This window comes from Ensifer adhaerens (genome assembly GCF_020035535.1).
Lineage (GTDB): Bacteria > Pseudomonadota > Alphaproteobacteria > Rhizobiales > Rhizobiaceae > Ensifer.
Genome location: NZ_CP083349.1, coordinates 1,196,773 through 1,215,174 on the forward strand (window position 1 = coordinate 1,196,773; position 18,402 = coordinate 1,215,174).

18 protein-coding genes and 1 pseudogene are annotated in these 18,402 nt (G+C 61.7%); 14 read left to right on the forward strand and 5 right to left on the reverse strand.

The features are described from left to right. Positions 1-2: 2 nt before the first annotated feature. Positions 3-620: a GTP cyclohydrolase I FolE gene (folE, locus tag LAC81_RS05875; protein ID WP_223727060.1), complete on the reverse strand. Its 618-nt coding sequence runs from the start codon at positions 618-620 to the stop codon at positions 3-5. A 340-nt stretch (positions 621-960) separates the two neighbouring features. On the opposite strand from folE, the gene LAC81_RS05880 reads away from it, so the two are divergent. The 6 genes and pseudogenes from LAC81_RS05880 to LAC81_RS05905 all read left to right on the forward strand — a co-directional run bounded on the left by LAC81_RS05880 (position 961) and on the right by LAC81_RS05905 (position 5,880). Next, positions 961-1,407, forward strand: coding sequence for an iron-sulfur cluster assembly scaffold protein (locus LAC81_RS05880; RefSeq protein WP_223727061.1), 447 nt, complete (start codon positions 961-963; stop codon positions 1,405-1,407). A 1-nt stretch (position 1,408) separates the two neighbouring features. Next, positions 1,409-1,783 carry a membrane protein insertion efficiency factor YidD gene (gene yidD / locus LAC81_RS05885; protein WP_223727062.1) on the forward strand — a complete coding sequence of 125 codons (375 nt, stop codon included), beginning with the start codon at positions 1,409-1,411 and terminating at the stop codon, positions 1,781-1,783. Continuing rightward, positions 1,780-2,208, forward strand: a complete 429-nt coding sequence (locus LAC81_RS05890; protein ID WP_223727063.1) for a DUF2267 domain-containing protein — start codon at positions 1,780-1,782, stop codon at positions 2,206-2,208. The genes yidD and LAC81_RS05890 overlap by 4 nt, the downstream gene beginning before the upstream one ends. Before the next feature lie 8 nt (positions 2,209-2,216). Next, positions 2,217-2,755, forward strand: a pseudogene (locus LAC81_RS05895) (DUF1697 domain-containing protein). A 223-nt stretch (positions 2,756-2,978) separates the two neighbouring features. Further along, positions 2,979-4,961: a threonine--tRNA ligase gene (gene thrS / locus LAC81_RS05900; RefSeq protein ID WP_223727064.1), complete on the forward strand. Its 1,983-nt coding sequence runs from the start codon at positions 2,979-2,981 to the stop codon at positions 4,959-4,961. A 79-nt stretch (positions 4,962-5,040) separates the two neighbouring features. Beyond that, entirely contained in the window at positions 5,041-5,880 is an 840-nt protein-coding gene (locus tag LAC81_RS05905; protein WP_223727065.1) for a lysophospholipid acyltransferase family protein, read from the forward strand. Positions 5,881-5,912: 32 nt separating this feature from the next. Here the strand turns inward: LAC81_RS05905 and LAC81_RS05910 are convergent, their stop codons facing one another. Beyond that, a complete protein-coding gene (locus LAC81_RS05910; protein WP_113537726.1) occupies positions 5,913-6,923 on the reverse strand; it encodes a hypothetical protein in 1,011 nt (336 codons plus the stop codon). 100 nt (positions 6,924-7,023) lie between these two features. On the opposite strand from LAC81_RS05910, the gene LAC81_RS05915 reads away from it, so the two are divergent. Both LAC81_RS05915 and LAC81_RS05920 read left to right on the forward strand, forming a co-directional pair. Beyond that, positions 7,024-7,608 (forward strand): nitroreductase family protein, encoded by a 585-nt coding sequence (locus LAC81_RS05915; RefSeq protein WP_223727066.1) that lies wholly within the window; start codon positions 7,024-7,026, stop codon positions 7,606-7,608. Continuing rightward, positions 7,608-8,210, forward strand: coding sequence for a flavin reductase family protein (locus LAC81_RS05920; protein WP_223727067.1), 603 nt, complete (start codon positions 7,608-7,610; stop codon positions 8,208-8,210). The genes LAC81_RS05915 and LAC81_RS05920 overlap by 1 nt, the downstream gene beginning before the upstream one ends. Positions 8,211-8,237: 27 nt before the next feature. Here the strand turns inward: LAC81_RS05920 and LAC81_RS05925 are convergent, their stop codons facing one another. Next, a complete protein-coding gene (locus LAC81_RS05925) occupies positions 8,238-8,936 on the reverse strand; it encodes an aldolase (protein WP_223727068.1) in 699 nt (232 codons plus the stop codon). A gap of 74 nt (positions 8,937-9,010) precedes the next feature. Between LAC81_RS05925 and LAC81_RS05930 the strand changes: the two genes are divergently transcribed. Then, positions 9,011-10,147: a DUF2336 domain-containing protein gene (locus LAC81_RS05930; protein ID WP_223727069.1), complete on the forward strand. Its 1,137-nt coding sequence runs from the start codon at positions 9,011-9,013 to the stop codon at positions 10,145-10,147. Between the two features lie 90 nt (positions 10,148-10,237). Then, positions 10,238-10,915, forward strand: coding sequence for an NAD-dependent epimerase/dehydratase family protein (locus LAC81_RS05935; RefSeq protein ID WP_223727070.1), 678 nt, complete (start codon positions 10,238-10,240; stop codon positions 10,913-10,915). Between the two features lie 143 nt (positions 10,916-11,058). On the opposite strand, the gene LAC81_RS05940 is transcribed toward LAC81_RS05935, so the two are convergent. Next, positions 11,059-11,472 carry a hypothetical protein gene (locus LAC81_RS05940; protein ID WP_223727071.1) on the reverse strand — a complete coding sequence of 138 codons (414 nt, stop codon included), beginning with the start codon at positions 11,470-11,472 and terminating at the stop codon, positions 11,059-11,061. Positions 11,473-11,693: 221 nt separating this feature from the next. Here LAC81_RS05940 and LAC81_RS05945 point away from each other — a divergent pair, with 221 nt between their 5' ends. After that, complete coding sequence (locus LAC81_RS05945) at positions 11,694-12,164, forward strand: GNAT family N-acetyltransferase (RefSeq protein WP_223727072.1); 471 nt, start codon at positions 11,694-11,696, stop codon at positions 12,162-12,164. Positions 12,165-12,285: 121 nt separating this feature from the next. Here the strand turns inward: LAC81_RS05945 and parE are convergent, their stop codons facing one another. Next, positions 12,286-14,346, reverse strand: a complete 2,061-nt coding sequence (gene parE / locus LAC81_RS05950) for a DNA topoisomerase IV subunit B (protein WP_223727073.1) — start codon at positions 14,344-14,346, stop codon at positions 12,286-12,288. Between the two features lie 210 nt (positions 14,347-14,556). Here parE and LAC81_RS05955 point away from each other — a divergent pair, with 210 nt between their 5' ends. The 3 genes from LAC81_RS05955 to LAC81_RS05965 all read left to right on the forward strand — a co-directional run bounded on the left by LAC81_RS05955 (position 14,557) and on the right by LAC81_RS05965 (position 18,365). After that, positions 14,557-15,477 (forward strand): alpha/beta hydrolase, encoded by a 921-nt coding sequence (locus LAC81_RS05955; RefSeq protein WP_223727074.1) that lies wholly within the window; start codon positions 14,557-14,559, stop codon positions 15,475-15,477. Positions 15,478-15,603: 126 nt separating this feature from the next. Continuing rightward, positions 15,604-17,046, forward strand: coding sequence for a UbiA family prenyltransferase (locus LAC81_RS05960; RefSeq protein WP_223727075.1), 1,443 nt, complete (start codon positions 15,604-15,606; stop codon positions 17,044-17,046). After that, positions 17,043-18,365: an FAD-binding oxidoreductase gene (locus LAC81_RS05965; protein ID WP_223727076.1), complete on the forward strand. Its 1,323-nt coding sequence runs from the start codon at positions 17,043-17,045 to the stop codon at positions 18,363-18,365. The genes LAC81_RS05960 and LAC81_RS05965 overlap by 4 nt, the downstream gene beginning before the upstream one ends. Positions 18,366-18,402: the final 37 nt, after the last annotated feature.

Sequence of the window (18,402 nt, forward strand, 5' to 3'; positions counted from 1 at the left end):
CCTTACTTGAAGCCCCTGATCATGGTCATGAACCGCGCCTGCTCGGCCGGTTCCGTCTGGAACGTACCCGTAAATGTGGTGGTCAGCGTTGTCGAGCCTTGCTTCTGAACGCCACGCATTGCCATGCACATGTGTTCGGCTTCGATCATCACGGCGACGCCGCGCGGAGCGAGCGATTCGTCGATCGACCTGGCGATCTGTGCCGTCATCGACTCCTGCGTCTGCAGCCGGCGGCCATAGATATCGACCACGCGGGCGATCTTCGAAAGGCCAAGGACACGACCGTTCGGCAGATAGGCAACATGCGCCTTGCCGATGATCGGCACCATATGGTGTTCGCAATGCGAATAGAACGGAATGTCCTTGACGAGGACCATGTCGTCGTAGCCGGCAACCTCTTCGAAGGTCCGGCCGAGTACGTCCTCGGCAACGAGATCATAGCCACTGAAAAGTTCGCGATAGGCCTTTGCCACGCGCGCCGGCGTGTCCCTCAGGCCTTCGCGTGTCGGGTCGTCGCCAGCCCAGCGCAACAAAACGCGTACCGCATCCTCCGCTTCCTTCTGGGTCGGGCGGCCGCTCGCATCGTCGAGCACAGGAAAATTCTTCACTATGGCATCCATAATGGCCTCTTTTAGCAATACGGGATTGCTTGACGTTTTATCTTTCGGACAACTCGCCACTGGCCATTCGCCTAACCCTGCAGGCTTGGGTTCCGTTGGCGGGCTCCGGGGCTTTCCGGTCCTGGCTTAACAGTGCACTGGACCTTCCGGCACGGTTTCCCAAACAACAGGCGACATTGCTCCTCTTGCGGAACTGTCGCCCCAACACGACATAGCATATAGTATGGTGCCACAGAGATGAAAGAGGCGGAGCGTGTCGCGTCGTGCTTTTTTCCTGCCTACCGGAGAAAATCATGCGTCGATCACTCAAAACCGCGAAAAATCAGTCGGATCGCGTCAAATGATGGATGACATCTACAATAGCCGAATTCTCGAATTTGCCGGCAATATTCCGCGTGTCGGGACGCTCGGCGATGCCGATGCCGACGCGACGGCGCATTCGAAGCTGTGCGGCTCCAAGGTGCATATCTGGTTGAAGATGGACGGCGATGTCGTCACCGATTTTGCCCATGATGTGAAGGCCTGCGCTCTCGGCCAGGCTTCGTCCTCGATCATGGCGCGCCATGTCGTCGGCGCCGGCGCGGACGAAATCCGCCAGGCGCGCGCCGACATGCTCGCCATGTTGAAGGCAGATGGCGAGGGCCCGTCCGGGCGCTTCGAGGATATGCGCTTCCTGCGCCCGGTGAAGGATTACAAGGCGCGTCACGCGTCGACGATGCTGACCTTTGATGCCGTCGTCGATGCTATCGAGCAGATCGAAGCCAAGCGACTGCTCGCGGCCGTCTGACATGTGCGGCGATCCGAATTGTCGGCACGTGCCGGACAACGGGGCGAAGCCGGTAGTGCGTGGTCGAAACTGGGACGGTCCGTTTCGCAAGACGCCGGGGCGGCTGATCGGGATGGTACTGGTCCGCACCTATCAGCTCACGCTTTCGAGCTTCATCGGCAACTCGTGCCGCCACCTGCCGACCTGTTCTGAATTCGGCTACGAGGCGATCGCCCGCCATGGCTTCTGGGCCGGAGGCTGGATGACGCTGTTTCGCGTGGCGCGCTGCGGTCCGGGCGGGACGCATGGTTTCGATCCGGTGCCGGAGCGGCTAGAGCCTCGCCTCGTGTGGTACGCGCCGTGGCGCTACTGGCGACCGCGGCCGAAGGTTGGATGATCGCCATGCCCATGCCGATGGAATACCGCCAGGCCTCTGCTGATTTCGATCGCTTCATCCTCGATGCGCGCAATCTTGCCGGGCTCCAGACGACGAACCAGGCCTATACGATGGTTCAGGCGGTACTGCAGACGTTTCGGCGACGGCTGGAACTGGAGGATGCCATCCTGTTTGCAGATGTCTTGCCGCCCGTGCTGCGCGCGATCTTCGTTGCCGAATGGGACCTCGAGGAACCGAAGAGCCCGTTTTCGGGTCGCGTCGCCCTGACCCGCGAGGTGCAGGCGCTCCGGCCCGATCACAATGTTTCGCCGGACAGCGCCATTGCCGATGTGGCAGCCGCCTTGCGTCGAAACATCGATGAGGCGAAGTTGGACCGGGTTCTCGCCCGATTGCCGGCGGGTGCTGCGGATTTCTGGCGCGCGTGAACGGATTGATGAACAGCTACGTTGCCTTGCTCTACAGCATTGTCCTTGGTGCCGGGCGACGGGTCGTGATGGCCGATCTCAGGGCGATGGCCGAAGGCCTCGGCTATCACTCGCCCCGGACGCTGGTTGCTACCGGCAATCTCGTATTCGAGGCAGGACAAACATCCATGCGCGATCTTGAGGTGCCTCTTGAGAAAGCGTTTTCCGAGACATTCGGCCGGCATGTCGACATCATTGTCCGTCCCGGTGCCGACTGGCTGAAGCTCGCGGCATCCAATCCCTTTGAGGACGAAGGCGAAGAGGACGCCACGCGCGTCATGTGCGGGTGATGCGCGACCCGCTCACCGAATCCGTGCTCGAAGGACTTCGGCGCTACTGCACGGCCGGTGAACGGCTGGCGATTGTCGATGGCGATCTCTGGGTGCATTTCGCGGGTCAGGCGAGCGAATCGAAACTGCCTGGGGCGATGACGACCAAGGGTTTGGGTATCGGGACCTTCCGCAACTGGAACACCGTAAAGGGGCTTGCGGAGATGTTGCGCAGCTAGGCCGTGTCGGAGCCTTCGCCTTTACTCACTTTCGAAAACCCTTTATCAGGCTACGGCGTGTTTCCCGGGGTTGTTTCGGCTCTGGGCAGAACAAGCAGCAATCCAAAGCACTACAGCGAACTCTGCGCGTCTCACGGATGCGACGCTGTATCGTCAATTCGCCGGCCATTGCCGGGCAACCATACCACCCGCATTCGTTGGCGGGACTGGATAGGAGATCACTATGTCGAATCCTGTTTCCCTTACATTTCCTGATGGCTCGGTGCGCGAATATCCCTTCGGCACGACCGGCCGTGACGTGGCAGAATCGATTTCGAAGTCGCTCGCCAAGAAGGCGGTTGCGATCGCGCTCGACGACGAGCTGCGCGATCTGTCCGATCCGGTGACCAATGGTCGCCTAGAGATCGTCGTTCGCGAGGACAAGCGTTCGCTCGAACTCATCCGCCACGATGCCGCGCACGTGATGGCCGAGGCGGTGCAGGAGCTGTGGCCGGGAACGCAGGTGACCATCGGTCCGGTCATCGACAACGGCTTCTACTACGACTTCGCCCGCAACGAACCCTTCACGCCGGATGACTTGCCGCTGATCGAAAAGCGGATGAAGGAGATCGTTGCCCGCAACAAGCCCTTCACCAAGCAAGTCTGGTCGCGCGAAAAGGCCCGTCAGGTGTTTGCCGACAAGGGCGAGGCCTACAAGGTCGAGCTCGTCGATGCGATCCCCGAGGGACAGGATCTCAAGATCTACTACCAGGGCGACTGGTTCGACCTTTGCCGCGGCCCGCACATGGCCTCCACCGGCCAGATCGGCACAGCCTTCAAGCTGATGAAGGTGGCTGGTGCCTATTGGCGCGGCGACAGCAACAATGCCATGCTGACCCGTATCTACGGCACGGCCTGGCACACCCAGGAAGAGCTCGACCAGTACCTGCACGTGCTTGCCGAAGCCGAGAAGCGTGACCACCGTCGCCTCGGCCGCGAAATGGACCTGTTCCATTTCCAGGAAGAAGGCCCGGGCGTCGTCTTCTGGCATGGCAAGGGATGGCGCATGTTCCAGACGCTGGTGGCCTACATGCGCCGCCGGCTCGCCAACACCTACCAGGAAGTCAACGCGCCGCAGGTGCTCGACAAGTCGCTCTGGGAAACCTCGGGTCACTGGGGTTGGTACCGCGACAACATGTTCAAGGTGACGGTCGCCGGTGACGAAACCGACGACGAGCGCATCTTCGCGCTGAAGCCGATGAACTGCCCAGGCCACATCCAGATCTTCAAGCACGGCCTGAAGTCCTATCGCGAACTGCCGGTGCGGCTCGCCGAATTCGGCAACGTTCATCGCTACGAGCCGTCGGGCGCTCTGCATGGCCTGATGCGCGTACGCGGCTTCACCCAGGACGATGCGCACGTCTTCTGCACCGACGAGCAGATGGCGGAGGAATGCCTGCGCATCAACGACCTGATCCTCTCGGTCTATGAGGACTTCGGCTTCAAGGAAGTCGTGGTCAAGCTCTCCACCCGTCCGGACAAGCGCGTCGGTTCCGACGAGCTCTGGGACCGCGCCGAAAGCGTGATGATGGACGTGCTGAAGACGATCGAGGCGCAGTCGGAAGGCCGCATCAAGACCGGCATCCTGCCGGGCGAGGGCGCCTTCTATGGTCCGAAGTTCGAGTACACGCTGAAGGACGCGATCGGCCGCGAATGGCAGTGCGGCACGACCCAGGTCGACTTCAACCTGCCGGAGCGCTTCGGTGCCTTCTACATCGACAAGGAATCGGAAAAGCGCCAGCCCGTCATGATCCATCGTGCCATCTGCGGCTCGATGGAGCGATTCCTCGGCATCCTGATCGAAAACTTCGCCGGGCACATGCCGCTGTGGGTTTCGCCGTTGCAGATCGTCGTTGCGACGATCACCTCGGAAGCTGACGACTACGGTCGTGAGGTTGCCGAGCTTCTGCGCGACGCAGGCTTGACCGTCGAGACCGACTTCCGCAACGAGAAGATCAACTACAAGGTTCGCGAACACTCGGTCACGAAGGTTCCGGTCATTGTCGTCTGCGGCAAGCGCGAAGCTGAAGAGCGTTCGGTCAACATCCGCCGTCTGGGTTCGCAGGCGCAGACTGCGATGACGCTCGACGAAGCGATTGCCTCTCTCTCTCTGGAAGCCATGGCCCCGGATCTCAAGCGCAAGGCCGAAAAGAAAGCCCGGGGTTGATACCCCGGGTACTTGCTTTGTCAGCAAACTGTCATATTAGCGGAATATCCGGATAAGATCGTATCCCTCGGAGATTTCCGTGCAGTTCAAAGAGCTGTCTTACGCCAATGAAAACGACCGGCGCCTGAAGCGCTGGTTCATTCGCTCCATCGAGGGCCTGTCGGGCCGCAACCGCTATGCAAAGCTTTACACGCGCTGGCGGTCCGACATTGTCGGCAAGAGCGATCGGGTCTTCGGTGAAATGCTGCAGCTGATCGATGTGAAGCTGCGAACCCAAGGCGAGTGGCCGCCGCGGCAATTGCCCGATACGCCGATCGTCATCATCGCCAATCATCCCTTCGGCATCGGCGACGGCATCGCCGTTTTGGCGCTTGCCGAACAGCTTGGCCGTCCATTCCGCGTCCTTATCAACAACGAACTGCTGAAGGTGCCGGAAATGGCGCCTTACTCGCTGCCGGTGTCGTTCGAGGAGACGAAGGAAGCGCTGGCCGTCAACATGGCGACGCGCCATGAAGCGCTGCGCCTGTTGAAGGAAGGTGTGACCATCGTGATCTTTCCCGCCGGCGGCGTCGCGACAGCCCCCAAGGGCTTCGGCCGCGCCGAAGACCTGCCCTGGAAGATCTTTCCCGCGAAATTGATCCAGGCCGCGCGGGCAAGCGTCATCCCGATCTATTTCGAAGGCCAGAACGGTCCCATGTTCCATCTGGCGAGCAAGATCTCACTGACGCTGAGGCTTTCGCTGCTGATCCGCGAGTTCCGACGCCTGTCCGGCACGACGATTGCGGCGCGCATCGGCCGTGTGCTGACGCCCGAGGACCTCGGTGCCTGTGGTGATCGCAAGGACCTGCTGGCCCGCATCTATGACGCGGTCTTCTCCATGGCGCCGCCGCGTAGGCGGTTCATGCGGCGCGCGGGCTGACGCAACGTCAACCGCTTGTCGCTGCGTTGAGACTAGTCCTGTGCGTCGGAGACGACGCCCGGGTTGGTATTCGCATCGTTGCCACCGCTGCTGAGCAGCACTTCCACGTCCGTGTTGACGCCCGCCTTCACCGTGAAGTCACGTTCGTAGATCTTGTCCTTGTACCGCGCGACAGCAGAATAGCTGCCTTCGAGCAGGACCAGCGTCGGGAAGGCGCCATTTTCTTCGTCCACCGTGTCGCCGGCGGAGGTCAGGATCGTCCATGCGGTGTTGGCGATTGCTTCGCCGCCGGGCTCTGAGACCAGCTTGAGCGTCAGCTTGGCGGCGCGATGCTGGATGGTCGCTTCCGTCAGCTTGCCGGCTTCGACCTGGATGTCGGCGGCGGTCGAGGCGTTGGTGGCGCCGTAGCTCGATGTCACATGATAGGTTCCGGCGCCGAGCCGGATCACCGTATTCGGCTTCACATCCGACATGATAAGCGCCCGTTCGCCGTCGCTCTTGGTGTCGGCGGAATAGACGGAGAAGCTGAGTTCGGCCGGAGGTATGCGCACATCACTGCCGGAGACGGCGTTGAGCTTGATGCCGCCTGCATCGAGAACCAGAACCTGTTTCTCAAGTGTGCCTTCCTGGGGAACGCGGATCTTGCGTGTTGCGGAGGCGCGTCCGAAGGACACATTGACGAAATAGTCACCCGGCACGACGTTGAACGCGGTCGATCCGCCTTCCGAGGTGGCGAGAAGCGGCAGCTTTCCGTCGCTTCCGGGGATCGGGCTGAACACGCGCCACGTCAGGCCGGCCTCGACAGGGGCGCCTTTCTCGGTGAGTAGTGCTTCGAGCTTGACATCCTTCAAGGTGCCGTCGGCGATTGGATCTGATGTCATCGGGCTGAAGCCCGTAAGCTTCGGCATCTTGCGCGGGCCGGCGATCGAGGGAAAACTCTCGAAGGCTTGGGTCGCATCCTCAGCAAGCACGCTTCCTGCAGCAGCGCCGGCGATAAGGATCGCGAGGCCGGTTCTGAGGAAAATACGAGAGCATGCACGCATGAGAGCAGTTGACTTCCTGACTGAGTGACTCCACTTGGGACGCCGATATGGCATTTTCGTGGCTGCCGATGCTGCGGCAAATTAGTGGAATTCATCCGACATGAAAACCGAAATTAAGCTTGTTGATTATCTCGCGTCCCGTCGCTCGATCCCTGCATTCCAGATGGCCGAACCCGGTCCCAGCAAGGCCGAGGTCGAGGAGATGCTGAAGCTCGCCTCGCGCGTGCCGGACCATGGCAAGCTCGCCCCCTGGCGCTTCATCGTCTATCGCGGCGAGGAGAGGGCGCGCATCAGCGCGGAGCTGAAGGCGATGGCGCTTGCAACGAAGCCCGATCTCTCGGAAGAAATGATCAAGGTCGAGGAAACGCGGCTGACGCGCGCGCCGGTCGTGGTCGCCGTGGTCAGCACGGCTGCGCCGCACTTCAAGATCCCGGAATGGGAGCAGTTGATGTCTGCCGGCGCCGTATGCCTCAATCTGCTGATGGCCGCAAACGCCCTCGGCTATGCCTCCAACTGGCTGACCGAATGGTTCGCCTTCGACGAGCGCGTTTATCCCTTGCTGGGCGTCAAGCCGGGTGAGAAGCTAGCTGGCTTCATTCACATCGGTACCGCGATGGTGCCGCCGACGGAACGGCCGAGGCCGGAACTCGCAGAGATCGTCACCTGGGTCGGTGAGGGCGCCTGATGTTCTACGATACGGCCTCGAATCGTCACGGCATGCCGCATGACCCCTTCAAGGCCATCGTATCGCCGCGGCCGATCGGTTGGATCGGCACGCGGTCGGCTGACGGCTCGCTGAACCTCGCGCCCTATTCCTTCTTCAATGTCATCGCCGACCGGCCGAAACTCGTGATGTTCTCGTCGAGCGGATACAAGGATTCGGTCCGCAACATCGAAGCAACCGGCGAGTTCACGGCGAGCTTCGCCAGCCGCAGTCTCGCCGAGGCCGTGAACAAGACGTCGATACCGGCGCCGCACGGCGAGAGCGAATTCGAGATCGCCGGGCTCACGCCGGTTGACGGCACCCTGGTGAAGGCGCCATTCGTTGCCGAGGCCTTTGCTGCGCTCGAGTGCCGGACGACGGAAATGTTTCAGCCGAAGGGTCTGGATAGCGAAGTGTCCGACAACTATGTCGTCATCGGCCAAGTTGTCGGAATTCATATCCGCGAGGAAGCAATTCGCGATGGCCGCTTCGACATGGCGACGGTCAGGCCGCTGGCCCGTCTTGGCTACATGGATTATTGCGATGGCGGCGATGTCTTCCAGATGACGCGCCCGACCCGTTGAGATCAGCGACGTTGCGCGCCGGAAAGGTCACGCGACGCTTACGGCGATTGCCTGCTCGATCGAACTGCAAACGACCGAGGCAAAGCCGTTGTCGCGGCTCAGCGATTGCGCCCACCGTGTCGCGGCTTCATCGGCGCAGGCGGGCAACACCTCATAGGCAGGCGCACCGGCTTCGGCCGCCTTCAGGACCACATAGGATCGTCCTGCAAGGATAGGTGTTGCGACGCGCTGGTGGCGCGCGCTGGTCGGCTCAAGGCAGCCAAGCGATCTTGCCAGCGCCGTACCGTTGAAGACCAGCGCTTCCAGGCGGGGCGACGCATCTGTCAGCGGATAGGGCGACAACAGGCCCTCCGGCGAGCCGCCGTATTCTGCATAGATCCGGATCCGGTTGGGAGCGCTGCCATTGGTGGCTTCCGCCACCCGCAGCATCACGTCGAGCTGTTGTATGTCGGCGCGCCCGCGGCATCCGGAAAGAACGATACCCTCCACACCGCACTTAATTATCCGGTTCAATGCCTCTTCGTCCAGCCGTTCCAGCGGTTCGACGCGCGCGAGAAGGTCGAAGCTTCGGCCTGCCAACCGCGCCCAGCCACGCAGTATTTCTGCGTCGCAACCGATATCCGTGATCACGCCAGAGAACGCATTGAGCGCAAGGACGTCCATGGTCGGAGGCGTGCCATCGGTGATCAGCAGCGGATTCATGGTTTGGGAGCGGTTAACAGACATGGTGAACCAATCTTAAACCTTTGCCGGCTAGGGTTTGAACATCGATGGCATTGGCGTGGTCTAGTGGGGCGTAGGTGATCATACAAGCATTTCTTCGCTGGGTGGAAACGGCGAGAACGGGCGAACGAACCCGCGCTGCCAGCGCGCTCGGTCGCGCCTACGTCGACGCTGAGATGAATGGCCTCGACCGCCGCGCGGCGGAGATGGCGATGACGTTCCTGCTCGACGATCCGTCGCCAAAGGTTCGGCGCGCACTCGCCGATGCGCTTTGTGGCTGCTCGTCGGTTCCACGGGCTATCATTCTCGGCCTTGCCGAAGATCAGCCTGAAATTGCCTATGTCGTCATATCCCGCTCGCCTGTCTTGACTGACGAGGATCTGGTCGATCTCGCTGCCAGAGGTACGTTCGAAACGCGCGCGCTGATCGCGGCGCGCAGCTTCGTCTCCCGCGCCGTGTGCGCCGCCATCGCTGAAATCGGCGGTGAGGAAGAGGTGCTCATCCTCCTGGAAAATGCCGGCGCCAACCTGTCGCGCCGCTCGTTGAAACGCATCGCCGAGCGTCTCGGCTGCTCGGCGGCCGTACGCGATCTGTTGCTTGCGCGGCCGGACCTGCCAAGCGATGCCCGTCATGCGCTGGTGGAAGAGGTGGGGGCGGCTCTGGCCGCTTTCGGCCTTGTGCAGATGGCGATCGGCGAAGCCCGGGTTCAACGGATCACGCGGGAAGCCTGCGACATCGCCGCCGTCGGCATGGCAGGCACACTGGCGGTTGAGGAATTGCCTGGTCTCGTGTCGCATCTGCGCGAGACCGGCCGCCTGACCCCCGCCTTCCTGCTCCACGCGCTCGTCACCGGCCGCGCGGAATTCTTCTCGGCGGCGATCGTTGATCTCTCTGGTGTCTGCGAGAAGCGCGTGCGCTCCATCCTGTCCGGCGGGCGCGTTCACTCGATCCGTGCCCTGTTCGAGAGCGCCGGCCTCGGCCACGATGTCAGCGAAACCTTTGCGGCGGCTGTGCTTCTCTGGCGCCAGGATACTGCAGCCGGACACGACGGCACGGCGTCCGTTTCCAAGGCGCTGCTCGCGCGGCTAAGGAACGAGCGCTCGTCGTCGCCGGTCAATACCGCGATGATCGACCTGCTCGAGCGGCTGGCATTTGCCGAGGAACGCCAGTCGGCCCGCACCTATGCGGAACTTGCAGCGCGCCAGGCCGCCTGACTTCCGTCGCGGCCGCTTGCATCCCGCGACCTCTCCACCCAATTCTGCCGGCAGCCCGATGCGGGCTCGCGGCCAGTGAGGAGTTGACGCATGAACGCGATGGCCGACGCAACCGTCGCTGTAACCGGCATAGGCGGCTTTGTCGGGCGTCATGTCGCGCTTCTCTTGTTGCGGCAGGGCTACGACGTACGCGGCACCGTTCGTGATCTGGCGCGTAAGGAGGAGATCGAAGGATCGATCCGCGCTGCCGGCGGTACGGAAGGAAGAAAGCTGGCCTTCGTCGAAGCGGATCTCCTGGGGGAACGAGGCTGGGTTGACGCCTTCGTCGGTGTTTCCCACGTCCTGCATACGGCATCGCCGTTCCCGGGGCGACTACCTGCCGATAAAGCCGATCTGATCGGCCCGGCGCGGGACGGCACGTTGCGTGTTCTTCAGGCCGCTCATTTGGCCGGCGTCCGCCGCGTCGTTCTCACCTCTTCTGTCGCCGCCGTCATCTACGGGGCTGGCCGCGCTCCTTTCACGGAGACCGACTGGACCGACCCGCAATCACCGCTGGCTACGCCCTACTACCGCTCAAAGACCTTTGCGGAGCGCGTGGCCTGGGATTATGCGGCCGAAAACGGGCTCGAGTTGAGACGTTGTCACTTGCCGATATGGTGTCGGTCCTCCGTCGGCACTTTCCGGAGCATGCCGCCAGGCTGCCAAAATTCGTTCTGCCGAATTGGCTGGCAGGCTTGGCTGCGCCCTTTGATGCCGGCTTGCGGCTGATCGTGCGGGAGTTGGGGCGCGACTCCCGTATTTCCAACGAAAAGGCACGTCGCGTTCTGGGGTGGCAGCCGCGAACCGCAGAAGCGGCGGTAGCAGCCAGCGCCGAATGCCTGATTGCTGCCGGTCTGGTTTGAGCGAGACCGCTATTTGGTGAAGCGGCGGGCGACCCAGGAATAGCCGTCTTCGATATAATGCACCGGCTTTGTAACGATCGTCTTGAGCTTCTCCCGGTCCGGGATGGCGCCTGAGAGGAAGGCCAGTGTCCGTTTCGGCAGGTTTGGTTCCGACACCGGCTCGGCCGCTTGTAGAGGTGGTGTCTGGCTCTGTTGAGAACCGGCCGGTGGCGGGGTGAGGTCGGCGAGGGCCGGACCGGAACTCTCGCACATCGCGACGACGATCGGATAGTTGGCATTCGAGAACTTCGGCAATTGCGCCTGCGAATCCGTGTCGCATTGGGCGATCGACGGCCATGTACCATTGACCGTCGAGATGTACTGGCATTGGCTGACGTCGTGGTCGCAGCCGAGAATGGTCATGACAATCAGCGCCGCTTGCATGGTGTTCCGGTCCCTGGAGGTTGTGGTCGGATCAACCTATGCCTGCACGATTCTCCCCGAAATAGGGCAGTGTTGTCGCCGACACGGAACAAATTGTTTCAGCCTGTTAGCCGGATTGATAGGGCGAGTACCGGGAGCCTGCGTCATTTGACGTATTGGCGGGCTGTACGAGTAGCACTAACCTCCGGCGCAAATCGCTGAAGCCGAGAAGGACGAAATCATTGCCTGCCGTAACCATAGCCCTGGAGTCGCCACGCCAAGCCACGGTCGTGCGTCTGCTGGAACTCTCCGACGCTTATGCCGCTTCGCTCTATCCTGCCGAAAGCAATCACATGGTCGACCTGTCGAGCCTGGAGCAGGCCGGGGTCTCGTTCCTGGTGGCGCGCCGTGAGGATGACATCGTCGGCTGCTGCGCGCTCGTGGAAGCCGGTGACGGCACGGCCGAGATCAAGCGCATGTTCGTCGATCCTGAGGCGAGGGGCCTGAAAGTCGGCAAGTTGTTGTTGCAGGCCGTGGAGGCACGTGCGGGTGAACTTGGCTACACGGCAATTCGCCTCGAAACCGGCATCTATCAGCCCGAGGCGATCGGGCTTTACAAGGCGGCCGGCTATGTCGAGCGTTCACCTTTCGGAGACTACCAGCCGGATCCGCTGAGCCTGTTCATGGAAAAGCCAGTTCGCAAGACGGCATGATCTCTCTTCGCCCGCTTACCGCAAGGACTTGAAAACGGAAACGGCGGCCTCGGGCCGCCGCTTTCGATCTTGATGGCTCAGGGCGCACAAGAAGCGTGCGCATTTTCGCAACAGTTCCGGATCAGATGTCCAAGTTCTCGGCAAATACGGCGCGCTCCTGGATGAAGCGGAAGCGGGCATCGGCCTTGGTACCCATGAGATTGTCCACCGCCTCGCGCGTGCCTTCGAAATCGATCTCGTCGATCTCGACCTTGAGCAACGTGCGGAACCTCGGGTCCATCGTCGTTTCCTTGAGCTGCGCCGGCAGCATCTCGCCCAAACCCTTGAAGCGACCGATCTCGACTTTGCCGCGACCGGAAAACTCGGTGCGCATCAATTCTTCTCGATGCGCATCGTCGCGCGCATAAAGCGTCTTCGAGCCCTGGCTGATGCGATAGAGCGGCGGCACGGCGAGATAGAGATGACCGCCGCGGATCAGCTCAGGCATTTCCTGATAGAAGAAGGTGATCAGCAGCGAGGCGATGTGCGCGCCGTCGACGTCGGCGTCGGTCATGACGACGATGCGCTCGTAGCGCAGGTCCTCTTCGCGGTATTTGCTGCGGGTGCCGCAGCCAAGCGCCTGGACGAGATCGGTGATCTGCTGGTTGGCGCTCAGCTTTTCGCGGCCGGCGCTTGCAACGTTGAGGATCTTGCCGCGCAACGGCAGGATCGCCTGGTTGGCGCGGTTGCGTGCCTGCTTTGCCGATCCGCCTGCAGAGTCCCCTTCGACGATGAAGAGTTCGGCGCCTTCTGCGGTGTTCTGCGAGCAGTCCGCGAGCTTGCCCGGCAGACGCAGCTTGCGCACTGCCGTCTTGCGGTTGACTTCCTTTTCCTTGCGTCGGCGCACGCGTTCTTCTGCACGCTCGACGACCCAGTCGAGCAGCTTGGCGGCTTCGCCCGGATTGTCGGCAAGGTAGTGGTCGAATGGGTCGCGCAGTGCGTTTTCGACGATGCGCTGGGCTTCGACCGTCGCAAGCTTGTCCTTGGTCTGGCCGACGAATTCCGGTTCGCGAATGAAGACCGAGAGCATGCCTGCTGCCGAAATCATCACGTCGTCCGTGGTGATGATCGCCGCCCGCTTGTTCTGCGTCAGCTCGGCATAGTTCTTCAAGCCCTTGGTCAGCGCGATGCGGAAGCCCGCCTCGTGCGTGCCGCCCTCGGGCGTCGGGATGGTATTACAGTAGGAATGGACCTGCTGGTCGCCGCCGTACCAGGTGACGGCCCATTCGAGCGAGCCGTGCCCGTTTGCCTTCTCCGACTTGCCGGCGAAGATCTCACGGGTGACGGTGAATTCCTTACCGAGTGTTGCGGCGAGATAGTCCTTCAGGCCGCCCGGGAAGTGGAAGACAGCCTTGTCCGGGATCTCCGAGCCTTCCTGCAGCAGCGAGGGATCGCAGGACCAGCGGATCTCGACGCCGCCGAAGAGATAGGCCTTCGAGCGCGCCATGCGGAACAGGCGACCGGGCTCGAAATGCGCGTGCGGCCCGAAAATATCCGGGTCCGGATGGAAGCGAACGCGGGTGCCGCGGCGGTTGTGCACGTCGCCGAGTTCTTCAAGCCCGCCCTGCGGAATGCCGCGGGAGAAGCGCTGGCGATAGAGCTTGCGGTTGCGCGCGACCTCGACTTCGAGCGCGTCGGACAGCGCGTTGACGACGGAAACGCCCACACCATGCAAACCGCCGGAGGTCTCATAGGCCTTGCCGTCGAACTTGCCGCCGGCATGCAGAACCGTCATGACGACTTCGAGCGTCGACTTGCCCGGGAATTTTGGATGGTTCTCGACTGGGATGCCACGACCGTTGTCGGTGACGGTCAGGAAGCCATCTGCGTCGAGGTGCACTTCGATGAAGTTGGCATGGCCGGCCACCGCTTCGTCCATCGAGTTGTCGATGACTTCGGCGAAGAGATGGTGCAGCGCCTTCTCGTCCGTGCCGCCGATATACATGCCCGGACGACGGCGGACCGGCTCCAGGCCTTCGAGCACCTCGATTGCCGACGCATCATAATCACTGCCATCACTGCCTTTCGGGGCAGGGCGCGGCTCTTCGCGCACGATGGGTGCCGCTGGCACAGCCGGTTTGGCGCTCGGCTGTACGGGCTTCGGTTGCTCGGGCATTGAAAAGAGGTCGCTGTTGTCGTCCATGGGGCCGTTCGGATCGTTCCTGTCGTATGGGGATGCCTGAGGCCATAGCAAGACCTCGGCTTTGCCGCCATCCCCCGGCGGTCGAATCACCTGAATTCTGCCAGACTCTCACAGGATACGCGAACAAAAGGAGAATGCCGGCATCGGCCTTGGCGAAATGCCGCCTTCGCGGCCGTGTCATGGCGCAAGTGTTGCTTTGACGTCCGGGCGATGGCAAGGCTGTTCGGCGAACAAGGGAGCCCGTCATTGGCCGTGTCCACAATTGTTTTTCCGTTTCGTCGGCTTCTGCTGGCCGTTGCCTTTTTTTCCGCAGCTTCCGTCGCCCAGGCTCAGGCACTGAAGCCCTTCAAGGACGAGCTCTTCTCCTATGGCAAGGTGCTGCAGCAAAATGATGACGGTGATGACCTGACTGTCGACTATCAAGAACTGCGCGATATCAACGAACGGGACGAAATCCCGGAACGCCGGGTGAAGCGCGCCTATGTTTCTCTGGGCGTGAAAAGCGAGCAGGTCAACGAGACACTCGACATCGGGGGCCGTTCGCTTGACGTGACCCGCGTCGGTCCGGACCGCGGCGCTGCCTTCACGGTGATCTTCATCCACGGTCGCGGTGGCGACCGACGGCTCGGCACCAACGACTTTTCCTTCGGCGGCAACTTCAATCGGCTGAAAAACCTCGCTGTCGCCAATGGTGGCGTCTATTACGCACCAAGCGTCCGTTCCTTCGACACGTCAGGTGCCGCGGATATTGCCGGCCTGGTCAGGCAGGTCTCAGAGCGCTCGGGCGGCCGGCCCGTGGTGCTGGCCTGCGCCTCGATGGGCAGCTTCATCTGCTGGGGCGTTTCGCGCGATCCCTCCGCTGTCGCAGCTCTCAGCGGCATGATGGTGATGGGTGGCGTGAGCGACCCCGATTTTACGAAGAGCGCCGCCTTCAAGGCGAAGTTGCCCATGTACTTCAGCCATGGCAGCCGCGACAGCGTTTATCCGGCCGAGAGCCAGAAGGCGCTCTATCGCACGCTGAAGGCTCAAGGCTATCCGACGCGCTTCGTCCTGTTCGAAAGCGGCTCACACGGCACCCCGGTGCGCATGACTGACTGGCGTGATGCGTTGAACTGGATCGGCCGCCACTGACCTTTGTCCGCGCTGCCGACATTTGTTAACCAGGCCGACAGTTTCCGGGCGAGATTGTGGCCCGTGTTTCCACTCTGGAAAGTTGAAGACGCCATCATGCCGGCAATTATGGCTGGGATGGAAATCATGGACGCGCGCACCGAGACACGGCACATTCCGCTGTGTGTGGATCTGGACGGTACTCTGTTGGCCGCCGATACACTGTGGGAAGGTGCGGCGATCATCCTGTTGCGCAACCCCCTGATGCTTTTTCCCATGCTGTTCTGGCTGGCAAAGGGCAAGGCGCGGTTGAAGCACGAGGTGGCCCTGCGTTCCGGGCGCAGGGCGCAGGACTGGCCCTACCGGCAGGCCGTCATCGACCGGCTCACCGAGGAGAAAAAGACGGGCCGCGAACTGGTGCTCGTCACCGGTGCGGCGCCGTCGGTTGCCAGGGATATTGCCGATCACGTCGGCCTCTTTTCCTCTGTCATGCATTCGACCGATGCGCTCAATCTGACGAGCAGCCGTAAGCGCCAGGCGCTGGTCGATCGTTTCGGCGACGGCGCGTTCGACTACATGGGCAACAGCCGCGACGACATCGCCGTCTTCGAGGCGGCGCGCCGCGCGATCGTGGTTGCGCCTGATGCCGCTGCCGAAAAATGGCGCCGCAACCATGATGCCGAGTGCCTTGATACCGGCAAGGTGAGCGTGCTGGCACCGCTGAAATCCATCCGGGTGCATCAGTGGGCAAAGAACGTGCTGATCGGCGTGCCGATGATCCTCAATCACGAGGTCCTGCATTTCGACGCGATCGTCAGCGTCATCATTGCCTTTTTCGCGTTCAGCTTCCTTGCTTCGGCGGTCTACGTCGTCAACGACCTTTCGGATCTTTCGAACGACCGCCGCCATGCAAAGAAGCGCCACCGACCGCTCGCCAGCGGCCAGATGTCGGTGCCGACGGCGCTCACTCTCGCCGGCTGCCTAGTTCTCGCATCGCTGTCGCTGACCTTGTTGTTGCCGTGGAAATTCGCCGGGGTGCTGGCGTTCTATGCCTTCGCGACAACCGCCTACACCTTCGTGCTGAAGCGCAAGCTCCTGGTCGACGTCTTCACGCTCGCTGGCCTCTACACCACCCGTATCGTTGCCGGTGCCGCGGCAACGGGCACGGAGCTATCGTTCTGGCTCGTGTCCTTCGCCATCTTCTTCTTCCTCAGCCTCGCGCTGGTGAAGCGTTATGTCGAATTGCACGAGTTCGAGGACAAGGATGGCGGCAATGTCCCCGGCCGCGGCTATCTTGCCGCCGATTTCGAGATGGTGGGGCAGGCTGGCGTTGCTTCCGCCTTCACCGCCGCCCTGGTCCTTGCGCTCTATGTGCATAGCAAGGAACTCCAGGAAATGTATACGACGCCCTGGGCTCTCTGGCCGCTTTGCCCGCTGGTGCTCTATATGTTGTTGCGCATCTGGATGCTCGCGCGTCGCGGCATGCTGCACGAAGACCCTGTCGTCTTCATCATGCGTGACTGGCGCAGCCAATTGACCATGTTGGTCGGCGCGCTGCTGATCCTTTTTGGAGCCATCGGGCCGCAATGAGTTTGCAAGATCATGAAAGCTGGGGTCGGCTCGACAATCGCGCGCGGCCGGCCATTTCGCCTGACGACTATGAAGATCGCCTCGGCAGCCTGGAGGCCGAAGGCTACTTGCCCTTCGGCAACGGCCGCAGCTACGGCGACAGTTGCCACAACGATCGGGGCACGCTGATCGAAAGTCGCAGGCACGGCCGCATACTGGCGTTCGATCCCGGCACCGGCATGATGACTTGCGAGGCTGGCGTGACTTTGCGCGAGGTGCTCGAACGCGCGATCGAACATCGCTTCTTTCTGCCGGTCACCCCGGGCACCGCCTTTGTGACAGTTGGCGGCGCACTTGCCAACGACGTGCACGGCAAGAACCACCATGCACGCGGCACCTTCGGCAATCACGTGACAGGTTTCACGCTCCTGCGCTCGAACGGCGAGCGGTTGATCTGTTCGCCTGGCGAAAACGCCGAACTCTATGCCGCCACCATTGGTGGCATGGGCCTGACCGGGCTTATCCTGGCCGTGGATATCAGGCTGATGAAGGTGCCGTCGCCGCATGTGCAACAACATGCGATCCGCTTTGATAATCTCGACCGATACTTCGCCCTCGTCGATCGCGTCGATGAGGAACACGAATATTCCGTTGCCTGGATCGACCAACTCGCAACCGGAGCCCGCACGGGCCGGGGCGTGCTGTTGGCCGGCGATCACGCCGATGGTTCCTGCGAGCTGCCCGATATCCCCAAGGGATTGAAGCTTTCGGTGCCCTTCGCGCCGCCCTTCAATCTTCTGAACCGGACAACGCTCAAGGTTTTCAACGAATATTACTTCCGCAAGGAGAAGCCCGGTGAAACCGTGACCACGGTTCCCTGGACTTCCTATTTCTATCCGCTGGACGCGATCGGCGCCTGGAACCGGCTTTACGGTCCACGCGGGCTTTACCAACATCAAAGCGTCTATCCCGCCGAGCGCGCGCCGGAGATCACCGCGCAACTCATGGAGACGGCCCGCAAGGCCGGTCACGCATCGTTTCTCACGGTTCTGAAGCGGTTCGGCGACATCGGTTCGCGCGGCGTCCTGTCCTTCCCGCGGCCCGGTTTTACTTTGACATTGGACTTCGCCAATCAAGGTGAATGGACAGTAAAGCTCCTGGATGCGCTCGATCGCATCGTGGTGGAGGCAGGCGGTGCGATCAATCCGTACAAGGACGCGCGCATGAGCCCGCAAGTCTTTGAAAAATCTTTTCCTTCCTGGAAGAAAATCGAGGCGTTGCGCGATCCTGCACTCGTTTCGAACTTCTGGAAGCGCACGGCTCTGGCCTTGCCAGAATGAGAATGCAGACAATTTTATTCAAATAAACTTTCAAACT

Excerpts from the sequence above, each read along its gene's own strand:
- LAC81_RS05880 (WP_223727061.1), top strand. The coding sequence starts at position 961 with ATGATGGATGACATCTACAATAGCCGAATTCTCGAATTTGCCGGCAAT.
- thrS (WP_223727064.1), top strand. The coding sequence starts at position 2,979 with ATGTCGAATCCTGTTTCCCTTACATTTCCTGATGGCTCGGTGCGCGAA.
- LAC81_RS05960 (WP_223727075.1), top strand. The coding sequence starts at position 15,604 with ATGGACGCGCGCACCGAGACACGGCACATTCCGCTGTGTGTGGATCTG.
- LAC81_RS05910 (WP_113537726.1), bottom strand. The coding sequence starts at position 6,923 with ATGCGTGCATGCTCTCGTATTTTCCTCAGAACCGGCCTCGCGATCCTT.
- LAC81_RS05925 (WP_223727068.1), bottom strand. The coding sequence starts at position 8,936 with ATGTCTGTTAACCGCTCCCAAACCATGAATCCGCTGCTGATCACCGAT.
- LAC81_RS05955 (WP_223727074.1), top strand. The coding sequence starts at position 14,557 with ATGGCAAGGCTGTTCGGCGAACAAGGGAGCCCGTCATTGGCCGTGTCC.
- LAC81_RS05890 (WP_223727063.1), top strand. The coding sequence starts at position 1,780 with ATGATCGCCATGCCCATGCCGATGGAATACCGCCAGGCCTCTGCTGAT.
- LAC81_RS05915 (WP_223727066.1), top strand. The coding sequence starts at position 7,024 with ATGAAAACCGAAATTAAGCTTGTTGATTATCTCGCGTCCCGTCGCTCG.
- yidD (WP_223727062.1), top strand. The coding sequence starts at position 1,409 with ATGTGCGGCGATCCGAATTGTCGGCACGTGCCGGACAACGGGGCGAAG.
- folE (WP_223727060.1), bottom strand. The coding sequence starts at position 620 with ATGGATGCCATAGTGAAGAATTTTCCTGTGCTCGACGATGCGAGCGGC.
- LAC81_RS05940 (WP_223727071.1), bottom strand. The coding sequence starts at position 11,472 with ATGCAAGCGGCGCTGATTGTCATGACCATTCTCGGCTGCGACCACGAC.
- LAC81_RS05935 (WP_223727070.1), top strand. The coding sequence starts at position 10,238 with ATGAACGCGATGGCCGACGCAACCGTCGCTGTAACCGGCATAGGCGGC.
- LAC81_RS05920 (WP_223727067.1), top strand. The coding sequence starts at position 7,608 with ATGTTCTACGATACGGCCTCGAATCGTCACGGCATGCCGCATGACCCC.
- parE (WP_223727073.1), bottom strand. The coding sequence starts at position 14,346 with ATGGACGACAACAGCGACCTCTTTTCAATGCCCGAGCAACCGAAGCCC.
- LAC81_RS05965 (WP_223727076.1), top strand. The coding sequence starts at position 17,043 with ATGAGTTTGCAAGATCATGAAAGCTGGGGTCGGCTCGACAATCGCGCG.